The following is a 22574-nucleotide window of genomic DNA, read 5'->3' on the forward strand; positions in this document are numbered from 1 at the left end:
GCGCGAGCCGTTCCTTCCGACACCGTGTCCGACCGACCCCCGAGGAACCGATACCGATGCTGATGACCGACGTCCTGATCGTGGGCTACGGCCCCGTCGGTGAGATGCTCTCGATCCTGCTGGCGCAGCGCGGGCTCACCGTCACGGCGGTCGAGCGCTGGGCCACCCCGTACAACTTCCCGCGTGCGGTCTCGTACGACGGGGAGGCGAGCCGCATCCTGGCCGCCGCCGGGGTCGCCGACCGGCTCGGACCGGTGGTGGAGTCGTCGGGCGAGTACACCTTCAAGAACGGCTTCGGCCGGACCCTGCTGCACGTCAAGGTGACCGGCGACGGCCCGATGGGCTGGCCCGACTCGGTCTCCTTCTACCAGCCCGGGCTGGAGGCGCTGCTCGCCGAGCGGGGAGCGGAGCTGCCGGGCGTGACGGTGCTGCGCCCGCACCAGGTGACCGGCCTGGTCGAGCACGACGATCGGGTCGAGGTCACCATCGCCGGCCCGGAGGGCGAGGAGGTCCGCGCGGCCCGCTGGGTCGTCGGCTGCGACGGGGCCAACAGCTTCGTCCGGGAACACCTGGGCAGCGGCGTCACCGACCTTGGCTTCACGTACGACTGGCTGGTCTGCGACGTCGTGCCGCACGAGGCCCGCGAGTTCAAGCCGAACAACCTCCAGGTCTGCGACCCGGCGCGCCCCCGCACGGCCGTGTCGGCCGGCCCGGGGCACCGGCGGTGGGAGTTCATGCGGGTGCCGGGGGAGAGCCGGGAGGAGTTCGAGACCGTCGAGAGCGTGTGGCGGCTGCTCGGCCTCTTCGACATCACGCCCGACAACGCGACCCTGGAACGGTACGGCGTCTACACCACCCAGGCCTGTTCGGCCGACCGCTGGCGCTCCGGCCGGATCCTGATCGCCGGCGACGCGGCGCACGTGATGCCGCCGTTCATGGGGCAGGGCATGAGCTCGGGTTTCCGCGACGCCCTCAACCTCGCCTGGAAGCTCGACCTGGTGCACCGCGGCCTGGCCGACGAGGCGCTGCTGGACACCTACCAGGAGGAGCGCTGCGCGCACGTGCAGCACGCCATCCGGATGTCCATGGACTCGGGCACGGTGATCTGCGAGACCGACCGCACCGCCGCCGCCGGCCGGGACGCCGTCATGCTCGCCGAACTGCGCCGGCGCACCTCCCGGCCGCGTACCCGTTCCCTGCTGGAACCCCTGGCCGGCGGGGTCCTGCACGCCCGTACGGCCGAGGCCCCGGCGGCCGGCGCGGGCGTGCCGATGCCGCAGGGCCGCGTCGAGGTCGACGGTCGCGCCGGCCTCTTCGACGAGGTCGTCGGCACCGGCTTCGTCCTGGTCTGCGCCGAGGACCCCGACGACCTGCTCGACGCGGACGCCCGGGCCTTCCTGGACTCGCTCGACGCCCGGGTCGTCCGGGTCGTCCCCGCCGGCGCGCCCGCCCCCGGGCCCGGCGCCGCGCCGACCGCCTTCGACCTCGACGACGTGTACCTGTCCCACCTCAAGCGGTACGACGCCGTCGCGGTGCTCGTCCGGCCCGACTTCTACGTCTTCGGCACGGCAGCCGACCCGGCCGGTGTACCCGCGCTCGTCGAGGACCTGCGCCAGCAGGTCCGGCGCGGCTGATCGGCATCCACCCCTCGGAAGGAACCCACATGTTCGAGAACCTGAAGATCGCCGGCCGGGCGATCCGCACGGTCTTCACCGCCGACCCCATCACCCGGGTCCGGCGCTTCTACGAGATCCAGTCGCCCGACGTCGAGTTCGCGGCCCGCCGCACGCACTACATGAACGTGGGCTACTGGGAGGACGGCGTCACCGACCTCGACACGGCCGCCGAGGCGCTGGCCGACAAGCTGGCCGACGCCGCCGGGCTCAAGCCGGACGACACCGTCCTCGACGTGGGCTTCGGCTACGCCGACCAGGACTTCAAGTGGCTGCGCGAGCGCCGGGTCGCCAAGGTGTACGGGCTCAACATCACCCCGCACCACGTCGAGGCGGCGCAGCGCCGGGCGCAGGAGGAGGGCCTCGCGGACCGCACCGACTTCCGGCTGGGCAGCGCCACCGAACTGCCCTTCGAGGACAACACCTTCGACCGGGTCGTCGCCCTGGAGTCTGCCTTCCACTTCTACCCGCGCAGCGCGTTCTTCGCCGAGGCGCTGCGGGTGCTGCGCCCGGGTGGCGTGCTGGCCACGGCCGACATCATCCCGGTCAGCGGGGACGTCGTCCGCGCGGCCATCCAGTCCGGCCCGCTGAGCTTCGTCAAGTTCAGCATCCCGAAGGAGAACTGGCACGACCGGGACACGTACCGGCAGGAGCTGGTCGAGGCCGGCTTCGCCAACCCGGAGGTGCACTCGATCAAGGAGCGCACCTGGGAGGGCTGGCGGGCGTACATGGCGGGACGGACCAACGACCCCGAGTTCCGCGCCGTCGTCAAGCCCGCCGTGCGCAAGAGCATGGCCGCGCACTGGAAGAACCAGGACCTCATGAAGCGCGAGATGGCGCAGCTCGACTACGTGATCGCGGTCGGCCACAAGCGGTGACGCCCCGCACGGACGAGGGGCCCGCCGACCGGTCGTGACACCGGTGGACGGGCCCCTCGTCCGTGGGATCAGACGGCGGGCGCCGCGGTCAGGGCCGTCGAGATGGCCCGCAGGACCGCCGGCTGGTGCTCGGCCAGGAAGAAATGCCCGCCCGGGTAGACCTTCAGGTCGAACGGCCCGGTGGTGTGGGTCGACCAGGCCCGGGCCTCCTCGACCGTCGTCTTCGGGTCGTCGTCGCCGGTGAAGACGGTGATCGGGCAGCTCAGCGGCGGACCCGGCCGGTAGGTGTAGGTCTCCGCCGCCCGGTAGTCGCTGCGGATCGCCGGCAGCGCGGCCCGCAGCATCTCCGGGTCCCCGAGGACGGCGGAGTTGGTGCCGCTGAGCTTCCGGACGTCGGCCAGCAGGCCCTCGTCGTCGAGCAGGTGCACCGTCTCGTGCCGCGCCTGCGACGGCGCGCGGCGTCCGGACGCGAACAGGTGCGCCGCCGTACCGCCGTCCTGCTCGATCAGCCGGGCGAGTTCGAAGCCGACGCTGGCCCCCATGCTGTGCCCGAAGATGGCCACCGGCTCGTCCAGCCACGGCCGCAGCACGGTGAAGACCTCCCGCGCGAGCTGGTGGATGTCACCGATGCACTTCTCGTGGCGGCGGTCCTGCCGGCCCGGGTACTGGATCGACAGCACCTCGACGGCGGGGGAGAGGCTGCGGGAGACGGGGAAGTAGAAACTGGCCGATCCGCCGGCGTGGGGCAGGCACACCAACCGCCTGGCGCCACCCGGAGCCGGGTGGAAGCGTCGCACCCACAAGCCGTTGTCGGTATTTGGCGTGGTCATCCTTGGCGGTCCTTCCAGCGGCTGCGTTTCCCGACCGGATCTGCACGGACCCGGTCGAGGCGACGCTAGTGCGACGGGTGGGGACCGGACACCCCTAGCTGGCCCGTTGCCTGGTTAGGGGTTGTCCGCGCTCGCGCACACCCAATAACTTCTCCCCGCAGATGGGGATCTGCGTGGCTCTCGGCCGAGCGAGCCGAACGACAGATACAGGTGTCGCCTGAGACTTCTGCGCATTCGTACCGTCGCTTACGTCGAGTCTCCGCCGTGAATCGCGATGGGCTGGGTTGATGGACACCGAAGACAAGCTCCGGGAGTACCTGAAGAGAGTCACCGCCGACCTGCGGCGGACCCGGCAACGGCTCCGTGACGTCGAGGCCGATGCGCAGCAGCCCATCGCGATCGTCGGCACCGGCTGCCGGTTCCCGGGCGGCGTACGCACGGCCGAGGAGCTGTGGGACCTCGTCGCGGCCGGCGGCGACGCCATCGCCTCCTTCCCCACCGACCGGGGCTGGGACCTGGACGCGCTCTACGACCCCGAGCGGTCCCGGCCGGGCACCTCCTCGGTACGCGAGGGCGGCTTCGTGCCCGACGCCGCCGAGTTCGACCCTCGGCTGTTCGGCGTCTCGCCGCGCGAGGCCCTCGCCATGGACCCGCAGCAGCGGCTGCTGCTGGAGACCTCGTGGGAGGCCGTCGAGTCGGCGGGCATCGACCCCACCAGCCTGAAGGGCGCCCGGGTCGGGGTCTTCGCCGGCATGACCCACAGCGGGTACGCCCACCCGCCGGAGACCCCGCCGGCGGGCGTCGAGGACTACCTGGGTCTCGGCAACGCGGGCAGCATCGCCTCGGGTCGGGTGGCGTACTCGTTCGGGTTCGAGGGGCCGGCGGTGACGGTCGACACGGCGTGTTCGTCGTCGCTTGTGGCGTTGCACCTGGCGGTGCAGGCGCTGCGGTCGGGCGAGTGCGACCTGGCCCTGGCCGGCGGCGTGACGGTGATGCCCACCCCGGCGGTGTTCGTCGACTTCACCCGGCAGGGCAACCTCTCCCCGGTGGCCCGGTGCCGGGCGTTCGCCGACGCGGCGGACGGCACGGCCCTCGCCGAGGGCGTCGGAATGCTGCTGGTGCAGCGGCTGTCGGACGCGCAACGCGACGGCCGCCGGATCCTGGCGGTGGTACGCGGCACGGCGGTGAACCAGGACGGCGCGTCGAACGGGTTGACGGCGCCGAACGGCCCCTCCCAGCAGCGGGTGATCCGGCAGGCCCTCGCGAGCGCGGGTCTGTCCACGGCCGACGTGGACGTGGTGGAGGCGCACGGCACCGGCACGACGCTGGGCGACCCGATCGAGGCTCAGGCGTTGTTGGCGACGTACGGGCAGGGTCGGGATGTGCCGTTGTTGCTGGGGTCGGTGAAGTCGAACCTCGGTCACACGCAGGCGGCTGCCGGGGTGGCCGGGATCATCAAGATGATCTCGGCGATGCGGGCGGGTGTGGTGCCGGCGACGCTGCACGTGGACGCGCCGTCGTCGCACGTGGACTGGGCGTCCGGTGCCGTGGAGCTGGTGACGCGGACGCGTGAGTGGCCGGCGGTGGAACGTCCCCGGCGGGCGGGCGTGTCGTCGTTCGGCATCTCCGGCACGAACGCGCACGTGATCCTGGAGCAGCCGGAGCCCGAGACCGATCCCGGGATCGAGGCGGAACCGGCGGCGGGCCCCCCGGGGTTGCCGGTGCCGTGGGTGGTCTCGGGTCGCTCCGAGCGTGCTCTGGCGGGTCAGGCGGGGCGGTTGGCGTCGTTCGTGCGGTCCCGGTCCGATCTTGCGGTGGCGGACGTGTCGTGGTCGTTGGCGACGACCCGGGCGGCGTTGGAGCACCGGGCGGTGGTGTGGGGCTCGTCGGTGGACGAGCTGGTTGCCGGCCTGTCGGCTGTCGCCGAGGGCGGGCCGGCGGTGTCGGGTGTGGTGTCGGCGGGTCGCCGGGCGGTGTTGTTCACGGGTCAGGGTTCGCAGCGCGCCGGCATGGGCCGGGAGCTGTATGACGCGTTCCCGGTCTTCGCGGCGTCGTTCGACGCGGTGTGCGCGGAGATCGATCCGCACCTGCCGCGTGCGCTGGGCGAGGTGGTGTTCGCGGAGGCGGGTTCGGCCGACGCCGCGTTGCTGGATCAGACCGTGTTCGCGCAGGCGGGGTTGTTCGCGGTCGAGGTGGCGTTGTGGGAGTTGCTCTCGTCGTGGGGTGTGCGGGCGGACTTCCTGGCGGGTCACTCGATCGGTGAGGTGACGGCGGCGTACGTGTCGGGGATGTTGTCGCTGGCGGACGCGTGCGCGCTGGTGGCGGCGCGGGGCAGGTTGATGCAGGCGCTGCCGGCCGGCGGCGTGATGGCGGCCGTCGGCGCGTCGGAGGAGGCTGTCGCCGAGCTGATCGGCGCGTCAGGCGCGGCGGTGGACATGGCGGCGGTCAACGGTCCGGCGTCGGTGGTGGTCTCGGGCGCCGCCGACGAGGTGGCCCCGGTGGTGGCGGCCGCCCGTGAGCGGGGCTGGCGGACGAAGGACCTCGCGGTCAGTCACGCGTTCCACTCGCGCCTGATGGAGCCGATGCTCGACGAGTTCCGGTCGGTGGTGGCGGGGCTGGACTGGCAGCAGCCGAGGATCCCGATCGTGTCGAACGTGACCGGCGCGGTGGCGGACGCCGCAGAGATCACCGATCCCGACTACTGGGTGCGGCACGTGCGGCAGCCCGTGCGCTTCGCTGACGCCGTACGGACCCTGCACGAGCAGGACGTGACGCACTTCCTGGAGGTCGGCCCCGACGCCGTGCTCACCGCGATGGCCCAGGAGTGCGTCGAGGCGACCGGCGACGTCCGGTTCACCGCCACGCTGCGAGCCAGCCACCCCGAGCCCGACACGCTGCGCACCGCCCTCGCCGAGCGGTACGTCACCGGCGGCCACGTCGACTGGACCGGCTACCTCACCGCTGCCGGGGCCCGCCCCCGCACGGTCGCCCTGCCCACGTACGCCTTCGACCACCAGCGCTACTGGCTCAACACCACCGCCGGCGGCGCGGGCGCGCCCGGGCTCGGCGTCCGCCCCGTCGACCACGCGCTGCTCGGCGCCGCCGTACGCGTGGCCGACGACGACGTGCGGCTCTTCGGCACCGAACTCTCCGCGCGTACCCACCCGTGGCTCGCCGAGCACGTCGTCTGGGACTCGGTCGTGGTGCCCGGCGCCGCCCTGGTCGAGATGGTCCTGCACGCGGGCGCGCAGGTCGGCTGCGACACCCTCGACGAGCTGACCCTGGAGGCGCCGCTGGCGCTCACCGGGCAGGACGCCCGGTCGGTGCAGGTGAAGCTGGGCACGGCGGACGAGGAGGGACGCCGGCCGGTCACCATCCACTCGCGGGCCGCCGCCGACCCGGACGGGGAGTGGGACCGCCACGCGGCGGGCGTCCTCGCACCCGCCGCACCTCAGCCCGACGGGGTCGAGCCGGCGCCCTGGCCGCCTACGTCCGGCACCGTCGTCGCGGTCGACGAGGTCTACACCGAGCTGTCCCGCCTGGGCGTCGAGTACGGCCCGCTCTTCCGTGGCCTGCGCGCCGTCTGGCGTACCGACGACGAGGTCTGCGCCGAGGTGGCGGTGCCCGACGGCACCGAGGTCACCGGCTTCGGCATCCACCCCGCACTGCTGGACGCGGCCCTGCACGTCGTCGGCCTGCTCGACGCCGACCAGGAGGCGTCCGGCGTACGCCTGCCCTTCGCCTGGACCGGCGTCACCCTCTCGGCGGTCGGCGCGACCACGCTGCGGGTACGCGCCCGGCGCAGCGGCGGCGGGGTCACCCTGACCCTGGCCGACCCGGCCGGCGCCCCCGTCGCCCGGATCGGCACCCTGGTCTCCCGCCCCGTGACCGCCGAGCAGGTACGCGGCGCCGACGCGGGCGTCGACTCCCTGTACGACGTCGCCTGGCAGAGCGTCCCGGCGGGCTCCCCGGCGACCGCTGGCGCGGTGCTCCTCGGCGACGCCCCGTCCGACCTGGCGGCACTCGCCCGGTACGGGCTCGCCGAGCTGGCCGACGCGGTCGACGTCGGCCTGCTCGACACGGAGCTGGTGCTGCTCGCCGCGTACGCCGACGACGAGCGCGCCCCGGTCCCCGCCGCCACCCGGGCCCGGCTCGCCGCCGTGCTGACCGCCGTGCAGGGCTGGCTCGCCGACGACCGGCTGGCGGAGCGGCAACTGGTCGTGCTGACCCGGGGGGCCGTCCCCGCCGGCGACACCGGCCGCACGACCGACCTGGCCGGCGCGGCGGTCTGGGGCCTGCTGCGCTCGGCCCAGGCGGAACACCCCGGCCGCTTCGTGCTGGTGGACCTCGACGAGGCGCGGCGAGCGGAGCCCGGCACGGTGGACCTGGTGGCCCGCGCGGTCGCCACCGGCGAACCCCAGCTGGCGGTCCGGGACGTGCGGGTGCTGGCACCCCGGCTCACGCCCGCCGTCCTCGACCCGGCGCTGGGCGCCGACCTCGACCCCGACGGGACGGTCCTGGTCACCGGGGCCACCGGCGCCCTCGGCGGCCTGCTGGCCCGGCACCTGGTCAGCACGCACAAGGTGCGCCGGCTGCTGCTCGTCAGCCGGCGCGGATCGGACGCCCCCGGCGCGACGGAGCTGCTGACCGAGCTGACCGCGCTGGGCGCGCAGGTCCGGCTGGCGGCCGGCGACGTGGCGGACCGGGACTCCCTCGCCGCACTGCTGGCCGACGTCCCCGCCGAGCACCCGCTCACCGGCGTCGTCCACGCCGCCGGCGTCCTCGACGACGCGGTGATCTCGGCGCTGACCCCCGAGCGGATGTCCGCCGTGCTCTCCGCCAAGGCCGACGCCGCCTGGCACCTGCACGAGCTGACCCGGGGGCGGAACCTGGCGATGTTCGTCCTCTTCTCGTCGGTCGCCGGCGTCCTCGGCGGCCCCGGGCAGGGCAACTACGCCGCCGCGAACGCGTTCCTGGACGGCCTCGCCCAGCACCGGCGCGCCGCGGGCCTCGCCGCCACCTCCCTGGCCTGGGGCCTCTGGGCCGCCGACAGCGGGATGACCGGCGCCCTCGACGCCGCCCAGCGGCAGCGGATGAGCCGCAACGGCCTCAGCCCGCTCGACACCGACCTGGCGCTGCGCCTCTTCGACGCCAGCCTGCGCGGCGGCCGCCCCCACCTGGTGCCGGCGCTGCTCGACCCCGCCGCGCTGCGCCGCCAGGCCGACGCCGGCCAGCTCCCGGCGCCGCTGCGCGGCCTGGTCCGGGCCCGGCGGCGCGCCGTCGCCGGCGGCGGCGACGGCGGCGGACCGTCCTTCGCGCAGCGCCTGGCCGGCACGCCCGAGGCGGAGCGTGGCCGGCTGGTGGAGGACCTGGTCAAGGCGCAGGTCATCGAGGTGCTCGGCTACCCGCCGGCCACCGTCGTGCCCTCCGGGCAGACGTTCACCGGCCTCGGCTTCGACTCGCTGACGGCGGTGGAGCTGCGCAACCGGCTGACCGCCCTCACCGGGATCCGGCTGCCGGCGAGCCTGATCTTCGACTGCCCCACGCCCGCCGCCCTCGCCGACTTCCTGCTTGTCGACGCCGCCCCGCCGGCGCCGGAAGCGGGCCTGCTGGCCGAGCTGGACCGGCTGGAGGCCGCGTTCGCCGCGACCGAGCCGGAGGAGCTGGAACGACTGGCCGGCGACGAGGAGACGCGCACCGCCGTGGCGGTCCGCCTCCGGGCGCTGGTCACCAGGTGGAGCGACGCCACCGATCGGCCGGCCGACGTCAGCCAGGCCCTCGACGAGGCCTCGGACGACGAGCTGTTCGACTTCATCGACCAGAAGTTCGGCCGATCCTGACCACGAGTCCGCCGCTTGCCCCTTAGCGACAGGTGATCAACCCGATGGCGAACGAAGCCAAGCTCCGCGAGTACCTCAAGCGCGTCACCGCTGACCTGCACGAGACCAGCGAACGCCTGAGGGCCGTCGACGAGCAGAACCACGAGCCGATCGCGATCGTGGGGATGGGCTGCCGCTACCCGGGCGGGGTGCGGACCCCCGAGGCCCTGTGGCGGCTGGTCGAGTCCGGCGTCGACGCCGTCACGCCGTTCCCGGCGGACCGGGGCTGGGACGTGGAGAACCTCTACGACCCCGACCCGGACGCGCACGGCAAGTCGTACACCCGCGAGGGCGGCTTCCTGCACGACGCCGGCGAGTTCGACGGCGGGTTCTTCGGCATCTCGCCGCGCGAGGCGCTGGCGATGGACCCGCAGCAGCGGCTGCTGCTCGAGGTCGCCTGGGAGGCGGTCGAGCGGGCCGGCATCGCCGCCGACTCGCTCAAGGGCAGCCGCACCGGCGTCTTCACCGGCGTCATGTACCACGACTACGTCTCCCGCCTCAACGGCGTGCCGGAGGAGGTCGAGGCGTTCGTCGGCACCGGCAACCACGGCAGCGTCGTCTCCGGCCGGATCGCGTACACCTTCGGGTTCGAGGGCCCGGCGGTGACCGTCGACACCGCCTGCTCGTCCTCGCTGGTGGCGATGCACCTCGCCGTGCAGGCCCTGCGCTCCGGCGAGTGCACGCTCGCGCTGGCCGGCGGCGTCACCGTCATGTCCAGCCCCGACACGTTCGTCGGCTTCAGCCGCCAGCGCGGCCTGTCCCCGGACGGGCGCTGCAAGTCCTTCGCCGCCGCCGCTGACGGCACCGGCTGGAGCGAGGGCGCCGGCCTGCTGCTGCTGGAGCGCCTCTCCGACGCCCAGCGCAACGGCCACCCGGTGCTCGCCGTCGTACGTGGCACGGCCGTCAACCAGGACGGCGCCTCCAACGGCCTCACCGCGCCGCACGGCCCGTCGCAGCAGCGGGTGATCCGCCAGGCCCTCGCGAACGCCCGGCTCTCCCCGGCCGACGTGGACGCGGTGGAGGCCCACGGCACCGGCACCCGCCTCGGCGACCCCATCGAGGCGCAGGCGCTGCTCGCCACGTACGGCCGGGACCGGGCCGAGGACCAGCCCCTCTGGCTCGGCTCGATCAAGTCCAACCTCGGGCACACCCAGGCCGCGGCCGGCGTCGCCGGCGTGATCAAGATGGTCATGGCGATGCGCCACGGCGTCCTGCCGCGGACCCTGCACGTCGACGAGCCGTCCCCGCACGTCGACTGGTCGGCCGGCGCGGTGAGCCTGCTCCGCGAGCCGCGCCCGTGGCCGCGTGGCTCCCGGCCCCTGCGGGCCGGCGTCTCCTCCTTCGGCGTCAGCGGCACCAACGCCCACGTCATCGTCGAGGCCGCCCCGCCCGCGCCGCAGCCGGCCGCCGGCAGCGACGCCGTCGCCGGGCCCGACCCGCTGCCGTGGGTCGTCTCCGCGCGCAGCGCCGCCGCGCTCGGCGCCCAGGCCGACCGGCTGCGCTCCTGGCTCGCCGAGCACCCCGACGCCGCGCCGGCCGCCGTGGGCCGGGCCCTGGCCACCGGCCGGTCCGTCCTCGAACACCGGGCGGTGGTGCTCGGGGCCGACCGGGACGAGCTGGTCGCCGGGCTCGGCGCGCTCGCCGACGGCGTCCCGGCGGCGTCCGTGCGGCGCGGGGTCGCCAGCCCCACCCGCGTCGCCGTGCTCTGCACCGGGCAGGGCGCCCAGCGCGTCGGCATGGGCCGCCAGTTGTACGCGGCGTTCCCGGTCTTCGCCGCGGCCTTCGACGCCGCCTGCGCCGAGCTGGACAGGCACCTCGACCGGCCGCTGCGCGCCGTGCTCGACGGTCCCGCCGAGGTGCTCGACCGCACCGGCTACGCCCAGGCGGCGCTGTTCGCCGTCGAGGTGGCGGCCTACCGGCTCGCCGAGTCGTGGGGCGTCGTGCCGGACTTCGTGGCCGGCCACTCGGTCGGCGAGGTGGCCGCCGCGCACGTCGCCGGCGTGCTGTCGCTGCCCGACGCCGCCCGGCTGGTCGCCGCCCGGGGCACCCTGATGCAGGCCCTGCCCACCGGCGGGGCGATGGTGTCGATCCGCGCCACCGAGGCGGAGGTACGCCAGCACCTGGACACCGCCGGCGAGGCGGCCGGCGCCGGGCTGGCCGCCGTCAACGGCCCGGAGTCCGTCGTCGTCTCCGGCGACGAGGACGCCGTGCTGGCGGTCGCCGCGCACTTCGCGGCCCTCGGCCGCAGCACGAAGCGGCTGCGGGTCAGCCATGCGTTCCACTCCGCCCGGATGGACCCGATGCTCGACGCGTTCGGCGACGTGCTCGGGCAGTTGACCTTCGCCGCGCCCCGGATCCCCGTGGTCTCCACCGTGACGGGCGCGGTGCTCGACCCCGACGAGGTGCGCTCCCCGGCGTACTGGCTGCGCAACGTCCGCGACACCGTCCGCTTCGAGGCCGCCGTGGCGACCCTGCGTGAACTCGGGGTGGGCGCGTACGTCGAGGTGGGGCCGGGCGGGGTGCTCTCCGCGCTGACCCAGGAGATCGTCGGCGCGGACCAGGCGGTGTGCGCCCCGATGCTGCGCGCCGAACACGACGAGGCGGCGACGGCGCTGGCCGCCGCGGCCACCGTCTGGGCCCGGGGCGTGCCGGTGGACTGGGCGGCCCTGTTCGACGGCCCGCCCGCGCCGGTCGACCTGCCCACGTACGCGTTCCAGCGCGAGCGCTACTGGCTGCTGCCCCTGCCGCAGGCCGCCGACGTGACCGCCGCCGGACTGACCCCGACCGGCCACCCGCTGCTCGGCGCGGTGTTCCGCTCGGCCGACGGCGACGAGGTGACGCTCACCGGCCGGCTGTCGGTGGAGAGCCAGCCCTGGCTGGCCGAGCACGCCGTACGCGACGTGGTGCTCTTCCCCGGAACCGGGTTCGTGGAGCTGGCGCTGCGCGCCGGCGCGGAGGTCGGCGCCGACCGGCTCGCCGAGCTGACCCTCCAGGCGCCGCTGGTGCTGCCGGAGACCGGCGGCGTCGACGTGCAGGTGGCCGCCGAGCGTGCCGGCGGCGAGGCGTGGCAGGTGACCGTCCACGCCCGCCGCTCCGGCACCGACGACCTGTGGGTCCGGCATGCCACCGGCCTGCTCGCCCCGGCGCACGGGGACGGCGGCGCCACGCTGGCGGACTGGCCGCCGACCGGCGCCACCGCCCTCGACGTGTCGGAGCTGACCGGGCGGGCGGCGCGGGCCGGGTTCGCGTACGGCCCCGCCTTCCAGGGGCTGCGCGCCGCCTGGCGGGCCGGCACCGACGTGTACGCCGAGGTGGCGCTGCCCGAGCCGGCGGCCGACGACGCCGGCGCGTACGGGCTGCACCCGGCCCTGCTCGACGCCGCCGTGCAGGCGGTCGGGCTCGGCATCGTCGACCCCGGCGAGGCCCGGCTGCCGTTCGCCTGGTCGGACGTGACGCTGTCCGCCCACGGCGCGGACACGCTGCGGGTACGGCTGACCCCCACCGGCGCGGACACGGTGGCCATGCTGGTCGCGGACGCCGCCGGCGAACCCGTCGCCCGGGTCGGCTCCCTGGTGCTGCGGCCCCTGCCGGCAGGGGAACTCACCTCCGGCGGGTCCCCGTGGCGTCGCTCGCTGTTCCGCCTCGACTGGCCCCGGCACGCCGGCGGCGTGGGCGCGCCCGACGGCACGACCTGGGCGGTGCTCGGCGACCGCCCCGCGCCGCTGCCGGCCGGCGTGACCGCCGACCGGCACGCCGACCTCGACGCGCTCTGCCACGCGGGGGTGCCCGACGTCGTGCTGTACCCGGTGGCCGGCGCCGCCGCGACCGGCCCCGGCCCGGTCCACGACCTGCTCGCCGAGGTCCTCGCCGTGCTCCAGGGCTGGCTCGCCGCCGAGCGCCACACCGGCGGGTCCCGGCTGGTGGTCCTCACCCGCGGCGCGGTCGCCGTGGACGACGACGCGGACGTCGCCGACCTGGCCGGCGCCGCCGTGTGGGGCCTGCTCCGGTCCGCCCAGGCCGAGCACCCCGGCCGGTTCCTGGTCGTCGACCTCGACGACGAGGAGAGCTCCGCGTCCGCCCTCGCCGGCCTGCTGTCGGCCGACGAGCCGCAGGCGGCCGTGCGCGACGGCGTGGTCCGGGTGCCCCGGCTCGTCGCCGCCCCGGAACCCGACGCGCCGGCGCCGGCGCTGGACCCGGACGGCACGGTGCTCGTCACCGGCGGCACCGGCGCCCTGGGCGCGCTCGTCGCCCGCCACCTCGTCGCCCGGCACGGGGTCCGCCACCTGGTGCTGACCAACAGGCGCGGGCCCGCCGCGGCCGGCGCCGCCGACCTGCTCGCCGACCTCGCCGACCTGGGCGCCACCGCGACGGTCGAGGCGTGCGACGCCGCCGACCCCGACGCCCTCGCCGCGCTGCTCGACCGGATCGACCCGGCGCACCCGCTGACCGGCGTGGTGCACACCGCCGGCGTACTGGCCGACCGCACCCTGACCTCGCTCACCGCCGAGTCCCTCGACGAGGTGCTCCGGCCGAAGGTGGATGCCGCCGCGCATTTGCACGAGCTGACCGCCGAGCACGGCCTCGCGCTCTTCGTCACCTACTCGTCGGCGGCGGGCGTGACCGGCAGCCCGGGCCAGGCCAACTACGCGGCGGCCAACGCCTTCCTGGACGCGCTCGCGCACCGGCGGCGGGCCGCGGGCCTCCCCGCACACTCCCTGGCCTGGGGACCGTGGGTCGAGTCGGGCGGCGGCATGACCGCCGGCCTCGACCGCACCGACACCGACCGGCTGGCCCGCGCCGGCGTACGGCCGCTTCCTCAGGAGGACGGCCTCGCCCTGCTCGACGCCGCCCTGCTCACCGGCCTGCCCACGACGGTGCCGATGGCGCTGGACGGCCCGGCGCTGCGCGCCCAGGCCGAGGCGGGCACCCTGCCGTCGGTCCTGCGCGGCCTGGTCCGCGCGCCCCGGCGTCGCGCCGCGCGGTCGGGCCCGGCGGAGACCGCCGCCCTGACCGAACGGCTGGCCGGGCTCGACCGCGACGAGCGCGCCGCGGCCCTGCTGCGGCTCGTCCTCGACCAGGTCGCGGCGGTGCTGGGGTACGCCGACGCCGCCGCCGTCGAGGCCGGACGCCCGTTCACCGAGCTGGGCTTCGACTCGCTGACCGCCGTCGAGCTGCGCAACCGGCTGGGCGCGGTGACCGGCCTGCGCCTGCCGGCGACCCTGGTCTTCGACCACCCGACCCCGCTCACCCTGGCCGAGCACCTGGACGCCGAGACCGGGACCGCCGCCGGTGCGCCGCCGGCCCCGGTCGCCGCCGTCGCGGCGCTCGACGAGCCGATCGCGATCGTCGGCATGAGCTGCCGCTACCCCGGCGGCGTACGCAGCCCCGAGCAGCTGTGGGACCTCCTCGTGGCCGGTGGGGACGGCATCACCGGCTTCCCCGCCGACCGGGGCTGGGACGTCGACGACCTGTACGACCCGTCCGGCGCGCGCCGGGGCAGCAGCTACGCCCGCGAGGGCGGCTTCCTGGCCGACGCCGGCGACTTCGACGCCACCCTGTTCAAGATCTCGCCGCACGAGGCGCTCGCCATGGACCCGCAGCAGCGGCTGCTGCTGGAGACCGCGTGGGAGGCCATCGAGGACGCCCGGATCGACCCGCTCGCGCTGCGGGGCCGCCCCGTCGGCGTGTTCGCCGGCATGATGTACCACAACCACGCCGCCGGGCTGGCCGACGTTCCGGAGGCCCTCGACGGCTACCTCGGCGTCGGCACCGCCAGCAGCGTGCTGTCGGGCCGGGTGGCGTACTCGTTCGGCTTCGAGGGGCCGGCGGTGACGGTGGACACGGCGTGTTCGTCGTCGCTTGTGGCGTTGCACCTGGCGGTGCAGGCCCTGCGGTCGGGCGAATGCGACCTCGCCCTGGCCGGCGGCGTCACCGTGATGGCGACCCCGGAGACGTTCATCGACTTCTCCCGGCAGCGGGGCATGGCCCCCGACGGCCGGTGCAAGTCGTTCTCCGACGCGGCGGACGGCACGGGCTGGTCCGAGGGCGTCGGCGTGCTGCTGGTGCAGCGGCTGTCGGACGCGCGGCGCGACGGGCGCCGGATCCTGGCGGTGGTGCGGGGCACGGCCGTCAACCAGGACGGCGCGTCGAACGGGTTGACGGCGCCGAACGGCCCCTCGCAGCAGCGGGTGATCCGCCAGGCCCTCGCGAACGCCCGGCTGGGCGTCGCCGACGTCGACGTCGTGGAGGCGCACGGCACGGGCACGACGCTGGGCGACCCCATCGAGGCCCAGGCGCTGCTCGCCACGTACGGGCAGGACCGCGACGACCGGGACGCGCTGCTCCTGGGGTCGGTGAAGTCGAACATCGGCCACACGCAGGCCGCCGCCGGGGTGGCGGGCGTCATCAAGATGATCATGGCCATGCGGTACGGGACCGTGCCGGCGACGCTGCACGTGGACGAGCCCTCGTCGCACGTGGACTGGGCGTCGGGCGCCGTGGAGCTGGTGACCCAGGCGCGCGAGTGGCCGGGTGCGGGCCGCGCGCGCAGGGCGGCCGTGTCGTCGTTCGGCATCTCCGGCACGAACGCGCACGTGATCATCGAACAGGCGGAGCCGGAGCCCGCCGCGGCGTCTGCCGCAGCCGTCGGGTTGCCGGTGCCGTGGATGGTGTCGGGGCGCTCCGAGCAGGGCCTGGCGGGTCAGGCGGCGCGGTTGGCGTCGTTCGTGCGCGATCGTGGCCTGTCGCCGGTGGACGTGTCGTGGTCGTTGGCGACGACCCGGGCCGCGCTGGAGCACCGGGCGGTGGTGTGGGGCTCGGACGTCGACGAGCTGGTCGCCGGCCTGTCGGCGGTTGCCGAGGGCCGGTCGTCGGGTGTGGTGTCGGCGGGTCGCCGGGCGGTGTTGTTCACGGGTCAGGGTTCGCAGCGCGTGGGCATGGGCCGGGAGCTGTATGACGCGTTCCCGGTCTTCGCGGCGTCGTTCGACGCGGTGTGCGCGGAGATCGATCCGCACCTGCCGCGTGCGCTGGGCGAGGTGGTGTTCGCGGAGGCGGGTTCGGAGACTGCTGCTCTGTTGGATCAGACCGTGTTCGCGCAGTCGGGGCTGTTCGCGGTCGAGGTGGCGTTGTGGGAGCTGCTCTCGTCGTGGGGTGTGCGGGCGGACTACCTGGCGGGCCACTCGATCGGTGAGGTGACCGCCGCGTACGTGTCGGGGATGCTGTCCCTGGCGGACGCGTGCACGCTGGTGGCGGCGCGGGGCCGGTTGATGCAGGCGCTGCCCGCCGGCGGCGTCATGGCGGCGGTCGGCGCGCCCGAGACCGCGGTGCGGGAGATCATCGACGCTGCGGGAGCGTCAGTCGACGTCGCGGCGGTCAACGGCCCCGCGTCGGTGGTCGTCTCGGGCGCCGCCGCTGAGGTGGCCTCGGTGGTGGCGGCCTGTCGTGAGCGGGGCTGGCGGACGAAGGAACTGGCGGTCAGCCACGCGTTCCATTCGCGGTTGATGGAGCCGATGCTTGAGGAGTTCGCGTCGGTGGTGGCGGGGCTGGACTGGCGGGCGCCGCGGGTGCCGATCGTGTCGAACGTGACCGGCGCGGTCGCGGACGCCGCTGAGATCACCGATCCCGGTTACTGGGTGCGGCACGTGCGGCAGCCGGTGCGCTTCGCCGACGGTGTGGCGGCGTTGCGGGCGCAGGGGGTGGACACCTTCCTGGAGGTCGGCCCGGATGCGACGTTGACGGCGATGGTGGCGGAGATCGTCGCGGATGCGGGGGTGCGGCGGGTTCCGGCGTCGCGGCGGGACCAGTCGGAGGTCGCCGCGGTGACGGCGGCGTTGGGGCAGTTGTGGGTGGCGGGTGTGCCTGTCGACTGGGCTGCCTACCACGGCCAGACCGGCGCCCGGCCAGGTGTGGTCGACCTGCCCACGTACGCCTTCGATCATCGACGTTACTGGATCAATGCCGCGACGCGGTCCTACCGTCCCCCCGCCGCCCGGCGTACCGCCGCCGACGAGGACTTCTGGCGGGCGATCGAGGCGGAGGACCTGACGACCCTCGCCGAGAGCCTGGCCGTCGACGCCGACGCCCCGCTCGCGGACGTGCTGCCGGCGCTGTCCACCTGGCGACGCCGCCGGGACGCCGAAGCGGCCCTCGACTCCTGGCGCTACCGGGTGGCCTGGCAGCCGCTCACTGACGACGCCGCCCGCGCCGAGGCGACCGACTTCCTGCTCGTCGTACCGGCCGACGCCGACGCGGCCGTGACGGACTGGGCCGCCGCCCTCGGCGCCGCCGGCGGGCGGATCGTCGAGGTCGACGCCGCGTGCGACCGCAAGCGGCTCGCCCACGACCTCGCCGAGGCGTCGACCGGCCGCGACGGGGACGTGCTGCCCGTACTCTCCCTGCTCGCCCTCGACACCCGGCCGTACGCCGGCGCCGCCTCCGTGCCGACGGGCCTCGCCGGCACGGTCGCGCTCGCGCAGGCGCTCGGGGACACCGGGATCACCGCCCGGCTCTGGATCGTCACCCGCGGCGCGGTCTCCGTCGGGTCCCGGGACCGGCACGTCGACCCCGTGCAGGCCATGGCGTGGGGCTTCGGCAGCGTGCTGCGCGCCGAGCACCCGCACCGGTGGGGCGGGCTCGTCGACGTCCCCGAGCAGCCCGAACAGGGCGTCGTGCGCATGCTCCGGACGCTGATCGCCGGCACCGGTCAGGAGGACGAGGTCGCCCTGCGCGGCACCGGCGGCCACGCCCGCCGGCTCGTTCGCGCGACGTACGGCGACACCGGTGCGCGCCGTTCCTGGACGCCGCGCGGCACGGTGCTGATCACCGGCGGCACCGGGGCGCTCGGGGGACACGTCGCCCGCACGCTGGCCGCCGAAGGAGCCGAACACCTCCTGCTGGTCAGCCGGCGGGGTGGCGAGGCGCCCGGCGCGACCGCCCTCGCCGAGGAACTCGCCGGGCTCGGCACCCGGGTCACCCTCGCGTCCTGCGACGTGGCCGACCGGGCCGCGCTCGCGGCGCTGCTCGACTCGATCCCCGCCGAGCTTCCGCTGAGCGCCGTCGTGCACACCGCAGCCGCCCTCGACGACAACGTCGTCGACGCCGTGAGCGTCGACCAACTGGCCACCGCCCTGCGGGCGAAGGTCGACGCCGCGCGCAACCTGGACGAGCTGACCCGGGGCACCGACCTCTCCGCCTTCGTCCTCTTCTCCTCCCTCGCCGGCCTCATGGGCGCCGCCGGGCAGACCACCTACGCGCCGGGCAACGCCTTCCTCGACGCGCTGGCGCAGCGGCGTCGCGCGGAGGGGCTGCCGGCGACCTCGCTCGCCTGGGGCCTGTGGGCCGACGGCGGGGTGAGCGCCGGTGAGTTCGAGCAGCGGCTGAGCCGCACCGGCTTCGGCGCGATGGCACCGGGGACGGCCGTACGCGCCCTCACCCGGGCGTTGGACCGCGACGAGACGTACCTCGTGGTGGCCGACATCGACTGGGCCCGGGTGGCCGCCGCCGGCGGTCGGCGCCCGCACCCGCTGGTCCGCGACCTGCTGGCCGAGGCCGGCGCGGCGGGGGCGGCCGACGCCCCCGTGCCGGCGGCCGACCTGCGCCTCCGCCTGGCGGGAATGTCCGGTGCGGAGCAGCTGCGCGCCCTCGGCGACCTCGTGCGTGCCGAGGTCGCGGCCGTCCTGGGCCACGAGTCCGCCGAGCGGGTGGCGCCGGACCGGGCCTTCCAGGACCTCGGCTTCACGTCGCTGGCGGCGGTCGAGCTGCGCAACCGGCTCGACGCGGCGACCGGCCTCGCGCTGCCGACCACGCTCGCCTTCGACTACCCGAACTCGGCGGCCCTGGCCGGCCACATCCACGCCGAGCTGCTCGGCGGGCAGGCGCTGCCCGTCCCCGCCGCCACCGGCCCCGTCGTGGGCGACGACCCGATCGTCATCGTCGGCATGGGCTGCCGTTTCCCGGCCGGAGCCGAGTCCCCGGAGGGGCTCTGGGCCCTGCTGACCGCCGGCGCCGACGCGATGTCGGACTTCCCGACCAACCGGCACTGGGACCTGGAGTCCCTGGCCGGAACCGACTCCTACGTCTCGCGCGGGGCCTTCCTGGCCGACGCGGGTGGCTTCGACGCGGAGTTCTTCGGCATCTCGCCGCGCGAGGCGCTGGCCATGGACCCGCAGCAGCGGCTGCTGCTGGAGGTCGCCTGGGAGGCGTTCGAGGACGCCCGGATCGAGCCCCTCGCGCTGCGCGGCGACCGGGTCGGGGTGTTCGCCGGCACGAACGGACAGGACTACGAGACCGTCGTACGCCAGGCCGGGGAGGCACTCGCCGGATTCGGCGCGACCGGCGCCTCCGCGAGCGTGTTGTCGGGTCGGGTGGCGTACTCGTTCGGGTTCGAGGGCCCGGCGGTGACTGTGGACACGGCGTGTTCGTCGTCGCTGGTGGCGTTGCACCTGGCGGCGCAGGCCCTGCGGTCGGGCGAGTGCGACCTGGCCCTGGCCGGCGGCGTCACCGTGATGGCCACCCCGGGTGCCTTCATCGAGTTCTCCCGCCAGGGCGGGCTGTCGGCGGACGGCCGCTGCAAGGCCTTCGCCGAGTCGGCGGACGGCACCGCGTGGGGCGAGGGCGTCGGCGTGCTCGTGGTGCAGCGGCTGTCGGACGCGCGGCGTGACGGGCGCCGGATCCTGGCGGTGGTACGGGGCACGGCGGTGAACCAGGATGGTGCGTCGAACGGGTTGACGGCGCCGAATGGTCCGTCGCAGCAGCGGGTGATCCGGCAGGCCCTGGCGTCTGCGGGTCTGTCCACGGCTGACGTGGATGTGGTGGAGGCGCACGGTACGGGTACGTCGTTGGGTGATCCGATTGAGGCTCAGGCGTTGTTGGCGACGTATGGGCAGGGTCGGGATGTGCCGTTGTTGTTGGGGTCGGTGAAGTCGAACCTCGGTCACACGCAGGCGGCTGCGGGGGTGGCCGGGATCATCAAGATGATCTTGGCGATGCGGGCGGGTGTGGTGCCGGCGACGCTGCACGTGGACGCGCCTTCGTCGCATGTGGACTGGGCCTCCGGTTCTGTGGAGTTGGTGACGGAGTCGCGGGCGTGGCCGGGCGCGGGCCGTCCCCGGCGGGCGGGTGTCTCCTCGTTCGGCATCTCCGGCACGAACGCGCACGTGATCATCGAGCAGCCGGAGTTGGCGGCGGAGCCCGACTCGCAGCCGGTGCTGGGGGCTGTGGCCGCGTCGGCTGCGGAGCCGGTGGCGGCGGCGGAGTCCGTCCGCCCCTCGGGTGCGGAGCAGGGCGGCGAGACCGACCGGGGCGGACCGGCGGACGGGCTGCCGGTTCCCGCGCCCGTGGGTCTGCCGGTGCCGTGGGTGGTGTCGGGGCGCTCCGAGCGGGGTCTGGCTGGTCAGGCGGGGCGGTTGGCGTCGTTCGTGCGGGACCGGTCCCTGTCGCCGGCGGATGTGTCGTGGTCGTTGGCGACGACCCGGGCGGCGTTGGAGCACCGGGCGGTGGTGTGGGGCTCGGACGTCGACGAGCTGGTCGCCGGTCTGTCGGCTGTCGCCGAGGGCGGGCCGGCGGTGTCGGGTGTGGTGTCGGCGGGTCGCCGGGCGGTGTTGTTCACGGGTCAGGGTTCGCAGCGCGTGGGCATGGGCCGCGAGCTGTATGACGCGTTCCCGGTCTTCGCGGCGTCCTTCGACGAGGTGTGCGCGGAGATCGATCCGCACCTGCCACGTGCGCTGCGCGAGGTGGTGTTCGCCGACCCGGGTACCGCCGATGGGGCTCTGCTGGACCAGACCGTCTTCGCGCAGTCGGGGCTGTTCGCGGTCGAGGTGGCGTTGTGGGAGTTGCTCTCGTCGTGGGGTGTGCGGGCGGACTTCCTGGCGGGTCACTCGATCGGTGAGGTGACGGCGGCGTACGTGTCGGGGATGTTGTCGCTGGCGGATGCGTGCGCGCTGGTGGCGGCGCGGGGTCGGTTGATGCAGGCGTTGCCGGCCGGTGGGGTGATGGCGGCGGTGGGTGCGTCGGAGGAGGCTGTCGCCGAGCTGATCGGCGTGAGCGGTGCGGCGGTGGACATCGCGGCGGTCAACGGCCCGGCGTCGGTGGTGGTGTCGGGTGCCGCCGATGAGGTGGCCTCGGTGGTGGCGGCCTGCCGTGAGCGGGGTTGGCGGGTCAAGGAACTGGCGGTCAGTCACGCGTTCCACTCGCGCCTGATGGAGCCGATGCTCGACGAGTTCCGGTCGGTGGTGGCGGGGCTCGACTGGCGGGTGCCGCGCGTCGCGGTGGTGTCGAACGTGACGGGTGCCGTGGCGGACCCGTTGGAGCTGGCGGATCCGGAGTACTGGGTGCGGCACGTGCGGCAGCCGGTGCGGTTCGCCGATGGTGTGGTGGCGTTGCGGGCGCTGGGGGTGGACACCTTCCTGGAGGTGGGGCCGGATGCGACGTTGACGGCGATGGTGGCGGAGATCGTCGCGGATGCGGGGGTGCGGCGGGTTCCGGCGTCGCGGCGGGACCAGTCGGAGGTCGCCGCGGTGACGGCGGCGTTGGGGCAGTTGTGGGTGGCGCGTGTGCCTGTCGACTGGGCTGCCTACCACGGCCAGGTCGGTGCCCGGCCGGGCGTGGTCGACCTGCCCACGTACGCCTTCGACCACACCTGGTACTGGCCCGAGGCGGCGCCCGTGGCCCGCCGGGACGCGCACGGCGAGGCTCTCGACGGGCGGTTCTGGGCGGCCGTGGAGTCCGGCGACCCCGACCTGGTCGGCGGCGAGCTGGGCGTCGGCGCGGACGAACCGTTCAGCGCGGTCCTGCCGAAGCTCGCACAGTGGCGGCGGGCCGCACAGCAGCGGTCGACGGTGGATTCCTGGCGCTACCGCGTGGTGTGGCGACGCCAGGACGTGACCGGGAACGAGAACCTGACCGGCTCCTGGCTGGTGCTGATGGTCCCCGGCCAGGAGGACCACCCGTTGCTGGCCGGGCTTGCGGAGCGGGGCGCCGAGGTGGTGCCGGTGGTGCTGGACGCGCTGGACCGGGACGAGATCGCGCGCCGACTGGCCGCAGCGGTGGAGGCCGGGCAGCCGGTCGCCGGGCTGGTCTCGCTGCTGTCGCTGGCCGGAGCGGGCGTGGTCGAGGCGCTGGCGGTGGCGCAGGCGCTGGCCACCACGGAGGTCCAGGGGCGGCTGTGGTGGCTCACCCGTGGGGCGGTCTCCGTGGACGACGCGGAGCCCCTGACCGACGTGGTGGGTGCTGCGGTGTGGGGTTTGGGTCGGGTGGTGGGTTTGGAGGTGCCGTTGCGGTGGGGTGGTTTGGTGGATTTGCCGGGGTTGTTGGATGGGG

General features: G+C 75.1%; 5 protein-coding genes. 4 read left to right on the plus strand and 1 reads right to left on the minus strand.

Annotated features, from left to right (window positions below):
• Nucleotides 1-62 precede the first annotated feature (62 nt).
• Both AB0B83_RS12910 and AB0B83_RS12915 read left to right on the plus strand, forming a co-directional pair.
• Entirely contained in the window at nucleotides 63-1634 is a 1572-nt protein-coding gene (locus tag AB0B83_RS12910) for a bifunctional 3-(3-hydroxy-phenyl)propionate/3-hydroxycinnamic acid hydroxylase (protein WP_357578314.1), read from the plus strand.
• Between the two features lie 29 nt (nucleotides 1635-1663).
• A complete protein-coding gene (locus AB0B83_RS12915) occupies nucleotides 1664-2551 on the plus strand; it encodes a class I SAM-dependent methyltransferase (protein WP_132240759.1) in 888 nt (295 codons plus the stop codon).
• Between the two features lie 68 nt (nucleotides 2552-2619).
• On the opposite strand, the gene AB0B83_RS12920 is transcribed toward AB0B83_RS12915, so the two are convergent.
• Complete coding sequence (locus AB0B83_RS12920; RefSeq protein WP_151454782.1) at nucleotides 2620-3381, minus strand: alpha/beta fold hydrolase; 762 nt, start codon at nucleotides 3379-3381, stop codon at nucleotides 2620-2622.
• Between the two features lie 284 nt (nucleotides 3382-3665).
• On the opposite strand from AB0B83_RS12920, the gene AB0B83_RS12925 reads away from it, so the two are divergent.
• Both AB0B83_RS12925 and AB0B83_RS12930 read left to right on the plus strand, forming a co-directional pair.
• Nucleotides 3666-9221, plus strand: a complete 5556-nt coding sequence (locus AB0B83_RS12925) for a type I polyketide synthase (protein ID WP_357578315.1) — start codon at nucleotides 3666-3668, stop codon at nucleotides 9219-9221.
• A gap of 44 nt (nucleotides 9222-9265) precedes the next feature.
• Nucleotides 9266-22574: type I polyketide synthase (locus tag AB0B83_RS12930; RefSeq protein ID WP_357578316.1), on the plus strand; the 13309-nt coding region annotated here is incomplete at its 3' end.

This window comes from Micromonospora sp. NPDC049060 (genome assembly GCF_040649055.1).
GTDB classification, from domain to species: Bacteria; Actinomycetota; Actinomycetes; order Mycobacteriales; family Micromonosporaceae; genus Micromonospora; species Micromonospora reichwaldensis.